The sequence below is a fragment of the Paenibacillus sp. AR247 genome (genome assembly GCF_002968895.1).
In the GTDB taxonomy this organism is placed as follows: Bacteria; Bacillota; Bacilli; order Paenibacillales; family Paenibacillaceae; genus Paenibacillus_AQ; species Paenibacillus_AQ favisporus.
The window spans coordinates 1,089,858-1,097,356 of the sequence record NZ_PCZT01000009.1 but is presented as its reverse complement, the minus strand read 5'-3'; the positions used below and the strand labels follow the sequence as shown (position 1 = coordinate 1,097,356).

The following is a 7,499-nucleotide window of genomic DNA, read 5'->3' as shown; positions in this document are numbered from 1 at the left end:
CTGGAGACGATATTTAGAACCGTTTAGACCGCATTTATCGCTGTATGGCTTTGACCAGGGAGAATTCATTTGCTCGCNGGGAGNACCTGCGGAATATTTATACGTGCTCGTCAAGCGGGAAATTAAAAATCTATACCACCTCACCCGAGGGAAAACGCTGATCCTTAACTTTATGAAACCGCTGGAAATTATCGGGGATATCGAATATCTCAAGGAAACGGATACGGTCAATACCGTTGAAGCAGTCACGACCGTGCATATGATCGGCATCCACCATCGCTGGCTGCGGAAATTTGGACAGGATTACGCTCCTATGCTCCAATTTCTGCTGGATATGATCACCAATAAGTTTTATATAAAATCCAATTTTCTAAGCCTTAATCTGATGTATCCGGTTGAAGTCCGGCTGGCCAGCTACTTGCTGTCGATCTCTTTCGACGATGCGTACACTTCCGGGGAGGAACAGCGGACAGCGATCAACCTGCTGGACGCGGCCAACTTAATCGGGACCAGCTATCGCCACGTCAACCGGGTGATCCAGAAGTTTTGCAAAGACGGACTCGTGGAGCGGGATAAAGGATATATCCGCGTAATAGACAGAAAAGGGCTAAGCGATCTGGCTGGACAAAATATTTATGAAGTCGTAACGAAAGGAGGAGCAAACCAATGATGCTTGGTCTTGTGTTATCACTGATCGCCGGCTCCCTGGTGAGCATGCAGAACATTTTTAACAGCAAAATGAATCAGCGTATCGGCTCCTGGGCGACAACCACTTGGGTGCTGTTCCTCGGGTTTGTCGCATCGTTCGGCATCGGCTTGGCGGTCGAAGGCAAGGGCATGCTGACACTCCAGCATATGCAGCCCTGGTACTGGTTCAGCGGCATGATCGGAGTGGGGGTTGTGTTTTGTCTGATGCAGAGCATGAAACTGCTTGCACCCACTTTTGCCATCGCCGTAGTCATGACGTCCCAGCTTGGGTTTGCGCTGATTTGGGACTCGCTTGGCTGGATGGGACTGGAGAAAGTTCCGCTGACTCCGAACAAAGTGATCGGCGTGCTCGTTATCGTGGCCGGAATCGTTGTTTTCAAAATCGGCGAAGGGCGGCTTCCAGCGGGAAAATCTGCTGCCGTTCAAAAAGAGACTGCCGCGTTCGAGCAAGGAAATAGATAAGGAGTGAAGTCGAATATGACGACCATGATTGATAAGGTTGCCTGGATTCAGATTCAGGACGGACGGGTACTCTCCGCACGTTCCAAAGGAAAGGACACGTATTATTTGCCTGGGGGAAAGAGGGAACCCGGTGAAACCGATGAGCAGACGCTGATCCGTGAAATCAGGGAAGAGCTTACGGTTGCGATTGATCCGGAGACCCTTGCATTCGTGGGAACGTTTGAAGCTCAGGCACATGGCAAAGCGGAAAATGTGACGGTTCAAATGAGCTGCTATACCGGGGCATATTCTGGCGAGCCCCGCCCATCGGCGGAAATCGAGGAGTTTGCCTGGCTGACCTATGCGGATCGCAGCCGCGTATCGCCGGTGTGCCAGCGAATTTTTGACCATCTGCACGAGCGTCAATGGATCTGATCAGGTGTGCCGTGATAAGAAACGGATATTCACAGGAATACGCATTCCTGCCGGGTATCCGTTTTGTTGTGTTGTGAAAGTTACTGCAAATTTTTCATTGTGAAACTAATGGTTTACATTTGGTCCGATTTCATATAATCTAATACGGACAATAATTATCCGCTTTAGTCGGCAAAACTAAATCTTCCGCTCAAATGGGATTGATGGAGACCACATTATTATTGGAGGTGACGACCAATGCATATGAAGACCGGCGTGGAGCAGTGCGTTTATGCGATTTTTCTGCTGAGCATGCTTCCGGACAAGGCGGTTCTGCCCGGCGAGGCAATCAGCCAGCAGCTCGGCACTTCCCCGACGTATTTCCAGAAGCTTTTGCGTAAGCTGGTCAGCGCGGATCTAATCACCTCCGTGCCCGGGGTAAAAGGCGGGTTTAAATTGAAGAAAAAACAGAAGATATCCGTATCTACGATATTTACATCGCCATTGAGGGGCAGCAGTCCCTTTATTCCTCCAGCGGCATTTTCCGGGATATGCTGGAGCTGCGGGACGATCCCGATCCGTGCTGCCTTCTGGCCAATTTGATGGAAGAAGCAGAATCCGCCTGGAAGAACGTGCTTCAGCGGGAGACGGTAGCTTCCATTTACGACGATGCGCATCGGGAGCGTTACAGACAGAAGATTGAATCGCTAAAGGATTGGGTTCACGAAAAAATGGTCGTATAACATACAAACGAGAAAAGAGGGAAAAGCATGATTACGATTTTAAGCCGAATCAATGAGCTTGCCAAAAAGGAAAAAGAAGAAGGGCTCACCAACGCCGAACGCGTGGAACAGCAATCGCTACGCGAGGATTATCTCCGCGAAATCCGCGGGCAGGTGCTGGGCACGTTCTCCCGTTTGACGGTGGTCGACCCGCTGGGCAATGACGTTACGCCCGAGAAGGTCCGCAAAGTGAAGGCCGAGCAGGAGGAGACGGAAGAGGAAGCCCCCGGCGTTGTAAACCGGATTCGCCGCTATTTGGATTAACGGCCGGCGATTGAGCCTTACGCATCTGCACTTTTATCGATCAATATCATTCATTTGCATGACAACTTACGATTCAATTGTCCTACCGACATTCATATAAATTTGCAGGAAAGAAGCTGATACCTATGAGCAACCACGATACGAAAACGCTGGATCAGATCAAGTTTTCCGTTCTTGATTTGGCACCCATCGTCAGGGGTGGAACCGCGGCCGAATCGTTTAAAAATACATTGAACCTGGCGCAGCACGCCGAACGCTGGGGCTATAACCGTTATTGGCTGGCTGAGCATCACAACATGCCGGGCATCGCCAGTTCGGCAACGTCCGTCGTCATCGGATATGTAGCCGGAGGGACCCAATCGATCCGCGTCGGTTCCGGAGGCATCATGCTGCCTAACCATGCGCCGCTGGTCATTGCGGAACAGTTCGGTACGCTGGAAGCCATGTATCCGGGGCGGATTGACCTTGGACTCGGACGCGCTCCGGGTTCCGACCAACTGACCGCTGAAGCACTGCGCCGCGATCCGAGCAACGGGCATTATTTTCCGCAGCATGTTCAGGAATTGATGAGCTATTTCGACGAGAAGTCCAAATATAACCGCGTCCGGGCCATTCCGGGGGAAGGACAGCAAGTTCCGATCTGGCTGCTCGGCTCCAGCGATTTCAGCGCTGCTTTGGCTGCCAAGATGGGCCTGCCGTTCTCCTTCGCCAGTCATTTCTCGCCCGATCATACACTGCAGGCGCTGGCCATTTACCGGAGACAGTTTCAGCCGTCTGCGGTTCTGGACAAACCTTACGCCATGGTTGGAGTAAACGTGTACGCGGCCGATACAACGGAAGAGGCGGAGTTTATCGCCACATCGCATCAGCAGCAGTTTCTCAGCCTGATCCGGAATACGCCCGGCCAGCTCGCCCCGCCGGTTAAATCGCTGGAAGGCAACTGGAACGAGTTCGAGAAGGCGCATGTGATGAAACAGATCCGTTCATCGGTCATCGGCAATCCGGAAGAAGTCAAGCAGCAGCTGCAGGCCTTCCTGAATGAGACCCAAGCGGACGAAATGATCGTCAACTCAATGGTCTACGACCCAACGGCACGCCTGCGTTCTTATGAGATCGTGGCCGAAGTCACCGGTATGAAAAAGTGAGAGCTATGAATCGCATATGACTCGTGTAAATCAACGTGATTGAGAAAGGCTGGCCTTATTTATAAGGTCAGCCTTTTTTTGTCCCGTCGGCTCATGGAACTTTATAATGGAGTATGCTTGAACACGGAAATAAGGGAAGGGTGCAACATTTGCCGCTGCTTTCTCGTTCTTTTAACAACAGAATGAAGGCTCAATCAAAAGTTCCAGCCCATCCAGGCGAAAGGGGAAGACGGCGTTATGATTAAATATGCCATGATCATGCTGCTGCTGACAACGGCTTTGCTCAGCGGATGCGAGCATTCAGAGGATACCAAGCCAGCCATTATTTCCGAGGAGCAGGCGGTTCAAATCGTTCAGCAATATGAGGAGCGCAACAACAGGTTCGGTGAGCTCAAAATCGTCGCCGTGGAGCACACCGGGCATCAATATAAGGTAACTTGGGAGCGTAAGAGCAACTGCGAGAGCGGAACGCATATTTTGGAGGACCGTGATGGGCAGATCGTGAACAGTACCGTATCGATCTGTTGAGGGCAGGGGAAGAATCAAAACGGATACGGCTTCAGTACTGGACATTCCCAGGTGATCGGTGAAAACGAGCGACAAGATCGACCGGATCATGTATAATTTTGGCAATATCTATCCCACTCTATTCGTTGAAAGGATGAGTGCCATGCGATTTCCTTTTGATAATCCTGTCCGCGAAATCACCTACAAAGTGGTAAAAGACCGGAAGCTGCGTTTGTATGTTTCCGAACCGGACCAGGAGGCGGCAAACAGGCCGGTGATTTTGTTTTTCCAAGGGGGGAGCTTTCAGCCAAATCCGAAGTTCTCGCCGGCTCAATTTCAGCACCAGGCCCATGCTTTGGCATCCTTAGGCGTCGTTTCGATCTGCGTGGACTACAGGACAGGGCGAGATGCTGGATTTACCCCGCTGCAGGCGATTATGGATGCTAAATCGGCCGTGCGGTGGGTGCGTCAGCATGCAGAGGAGCTCGGTGTCGATCCGGAGAAGCTGGCCATATGCGGAGCTTCGGCGGGCGGGTATATTTCCGTATCCTCCATCATGTTCGACCGCTTGAACGACGATTTGGACGATGTGAGCGTGAAGGCCGTTCCCGATAAGCTTGTCATCTTTGCAGCCGGGATGGACGGGGTGGACATTATGTCCCGCCGATACCCCGAGCTGCTGCCTATTGCCGAAGAGATCTCTCCAATACATCACGTGCGGCGCTGCCTGCCGCAGACGCTCTGGGTATGCGGGACCGGCGACGATTTGTATGACCAGAACCGCGGCTTTGTTCAAGAAATGCAGGATGCCGGTAACCCGATTACGTTCAAAACTTATGATGGTATGGAGCATGGCTTTTTTAATTACGGCCGGCACAACAATACCTATTTTCATGAAACCAGGCAGGATATTGAGGGCTTTCTCCGCCCGTGGTTGGAGCATACTGCTGAATAAAAAGCTTGAATAACTCTGAAGTTTGGCGCTCAGGCCAGGAACGAAAAACGGTCTGTCGCCGGATTTTGTCATGCTGACAGCGGGTCAGAGAATCTCCGAATTGATTTGATGCCAGTCTTTACTTTTCGACCAGGATATATTACGATAACGTGGATAATGTTTATCCTCTTTGATACTGGATGAATAAATTGCGTTCAGGATGATGTTTAACCTGGAAGGGAAGGTAACCTCATGAAATTAAGTGTATTGGATCAAGCACCCGTTACGATAGGAAATACGGCGGAAGGAGCGCTTCACAAGGCGGAAGAATTGGCCGTTCTGGCTGACGAGCTGGGATACACCCGTATGTGGATGGCCGAGCACCATGGGGCGCGCACGTTTGCGAGTTCTGCGCCCGAAGTGACGGCGGCCCGTCTTGCGGCCAAAACGCAGTCCATTCGGATCGGCACCGGTGGGGTCATGATGATGCATTATTCCCCTTTGAAGCTGGCCGAGGTATTCAAGACGCTGAGCGCATTCACGCCTGGCCGGATCGACTTCGGCGTCGGCCGGGCACCCGGCGGAGATACTAGCTCAATGTATCGGAAGGGCGGCAGCTGATGCTGCACAATATGTACGAGAAGCTGAAGACGACGCTGCAGCTGATGAATGATGAGGTTCCGGAAGATAGCCTGTACGCCAAAAACGCCGCATCCCCGGCCCACGTCTCCCTGCCTGAGGCATGGCTGCTCGGATCAAGCGGCGACAGTGCGCTTAAGGCCGGAGAGATGGGTGTTGGGTATTCGTTTGCGCAATTTTTCAACGGAGCGATGAGCCGCGAAATTCTCGATATTTATAAAGACCAGTTCAAGCCTTCGGCATTTATGGAGAAACCGCAGATCAGCGTGACCTATTTGGTGACCACCGCTGAGACTAGGGAAGAAGCCGAATATGAGGCGCTGCCGCAGGATCTGTTTCGGCTTATGATGGCTAAGGGGCGGCAGATCACGCAGCTGCTCACTCCGGAAGAAGCGCATAATTACCCGTTAACCGAAATGGACCGGATGCTGATCCAGGACAACCGGAGGCTGCATTTGGTTGGCCCGGTTAAGGAAATTGCCGCCCGCCTGAAGGAAGAGCAGGAGCTGTATGGATTTGATGAGGCCATGATCTGCAGCATCCCGCATTCCCAGGAAAAGCGGCTGCAGGTATATAAGTTGCTGGCACGCGAGCTTTTACAATAGTATATATGACGTAATAATAGCGTACTTACCTCTTGCGATAATGGAGGGGAGTACGCTTTTTAGATTACTTATAGGACTTGGAAACGATATTCATCCCGTCTATAGCTGTATTAAAAATTAATGATGTCATATATATTGATAAGTAGCTTATTATGACGTAATATATAAAACACAATAAAATGAAATGGAAGGGGGTTTGGGTTTTCACTCAGCAGCACACGGCAGAATTACCGAATTAACAGGGCATGGAATAGGAGGAGAGGTAAAGATATGGAACGTCATATTGCTATGGATATGGTAAGAGTGACAGAGGCGGCGGCGCTTGCCGCCGGACGCTGGACGGGAAGAGGAGACAAAAACAGCGCAGATCAGGCAGCAACGACAGCGATCAGGAAGCAATTCCATTCGATGCCCATTGATGGAACGGTCGTGATTGGAGAGGGGGAAATGGACGAAGCTCCTATGCTCTTTATCGGAGAACAAGTGGGGGACCGCCGCGGTCCAAAGGTCGACATCGCGGTGGATCCGCTTGAGGGGACCGAAACGGTAGCCAGCGGTTTGAACAATGCCATATCGGTCATCGCCGCCGCTCCGGCAGGCCAGCTTCTGCATGCTCCGGATATGTACATGGCCAAACTGGCGGCAGGTCCGAAGCTGGCCGGCCAGCTGTCCCTCGATGATCCGATCGAAACGACGCTATCCAAAGCATCGGCCATACTGAACAAGCCGGTATCGGATATAACGGTATCGATTCTGGACCGGGAACGCCATCAGGACATCATTGCCAAGCTCCGGACGATGGGGGCGCGGATCAAGCTGCTCAGTCACGGCGACGTCATGGGAGCGATTGAGGCGGCGATGGAGAGCGAAGTGGATCTGTATGTCGGCTCAGGCGGTGCGCCTGAGGGTGTATTGGCCTCCGCCGCCCTCCGCTGCCTTGGCGGGGAGATGCAGGGAAGACTGCTTCCGGCCGGCCCTTCGGATTTCGAGCGCTGCCTGCGGATGGGGATTCTGGATCCGCACAAGCTGCTGACGATGGACGATCTTGTAGGTACAAAAG

Annotated in this window: 8 protein-coding genes and 2 pseudogenes; all 10 read left to right on the top strand. The window is 52.0% G+C overall.

Annotated elements, in window-relative coordinates:
- Positions 1-103 precede the first annotated feature (103 nt).
- Positions 104-670: a Crp/Fnr family transcriptional regulator gene (locus CPT76_RS13185; RefSeq protein WP_483870066.1), complete on the top strand. Its 567-nt coding sequence runs from the start codon at positions 104-106 to the stop codon at positions 668-670.
- Entirely contained in the window at positions 667-1,170 is a 504-nt protein-coding gene (locus CPT76_RS13180; protein ID WP_105443243.1) for a DMT family transporter, read from the top strand. Before CPT76_RS13185 ends, CPT76_RS13180 begins: the two co-directional genes overlap by 4 nt.
- Positions 1,171-1,185: 15 nt before the next feature.
- Complete coding sequence (locus CPT76_RS13175; RefSeq protein WP_105443242.1) at positions 1,186-1,584, top strand: NUDIX hydrolase; 399 nt, start codon at positions 1,186-1,188, stop codon at positions 1,582-1,584.
- Positions 1,585-1,821: 237 nt separating this feature from the next.
- A pseudogene (locus tag CPT76_RS13170) lies at positions 1,822-2,306 on the top strand (Rrf2 family transcriptional regulator).
- Positions 2,307-2,333: 27 nt separating this feature from the next.
- Entirely contained in the window at positions 2,334-2,609 is a 276-nt protein-coding gene (locus CPT76_RS13165; RefSeq protein ID WP_105443241.1) for a DUF896 domain-containing protein, read from the top strand.
- Positions 2,610-2,734: 125 nt separating this feature from the next.
- Positions 2,735-3,754: an LLM class flavin-dependent oxidoreductase gene (locus tag CPT76_RS13160; protein ID WP_105443240.1), complete on the top strand. Its 1,020-nt coding sequence runs from the start codon at positions 2,735-2,737 to the stop codon at positions 3,752-3,754.
- A gap of 237 nt (positions 3,755-3,991) precedes the next feature.
- Complete coding sequence (locus CPT76_RS13155; protein WP_105443239.1) at positions 3,992-4,282, top strand: hypothetical protein; 291 nt, start codon at positions 3,992-3,994, stop codon at positions 4,280-4,282.
- 142 nt (positions 4,283-4,424) lie between these two features.
- Positions 4,425-5,216, top strand: coding sequence for an alpha/beta hydrolase (locus CPT76_RS13150; RefSeq protein ID WP_105443238.1), 792 nt, complete (start codon positions 4,425-4,427; stop codon positions 5,214-5,216).
- A 231-nt stretch (positions 5,217-5,447) separates the two neighbouring features.
- A pseudogene (locus CPT76_RS13145) lies at positions 5,448-6,439 on the top strand (MsnO8 family LLM class oxidoreductase).
- 270 nt (positions 6,440-6,709) lie between these two features.
- Positions 6,710-7,499: class II fructose-bisphosphatase (gene glpX / locus CPT76_RS13140; RefSeq protein ID WP_105443237.1), on the top strand; the 790-nt coding region annotated here is incomplete at its 3' end.

Bases quoted from the DNA above. Each gene is read 5' to 3' on its own strand.
- CPT76_RS13150 (WP_105443238.1), top strand. From the start codon at position 4,425: ATGCGATTTCCTTTTGATAATCCTGTCCGCGAAATCACCTACAAAGTG.
- CPT76_RS13160 (WP_105443240.1), top strand. From the start codon at position 2,735: ATGAGCAACCACGATACGAAAACGCTGGATCAGATCAAGTTTTCCGTT.
- CPT76_RS13165 (WP_105443241.1), top strand. From the start codon at position 2,334: ATGATTACGATTTTAAGCCGAATCAATGAGCTTGCCAAAAAGGAAAAA.
- CPT76_RS13175 (WP_105443242.1), top strand. From the start codon at position 1,186: ATGACGACCATGATTGATAAGGTTGCCTGGATTCAGATTCAGGACGGA.
- CPT76_RS13180 (WP_105443243.1), top strand. From the start codon at position 667: ATGATGCTTGGTCTTGTGTTATCACTGATCGCCGGCTCCCTGGTGAGC.
- CPT76_RS13155 (WP_105443239.1), top strand. From the start codon at position 3,992: ATGATTAAATATGCCATGATCATGCTGCTGCTGACAACGGCTTTGCTC.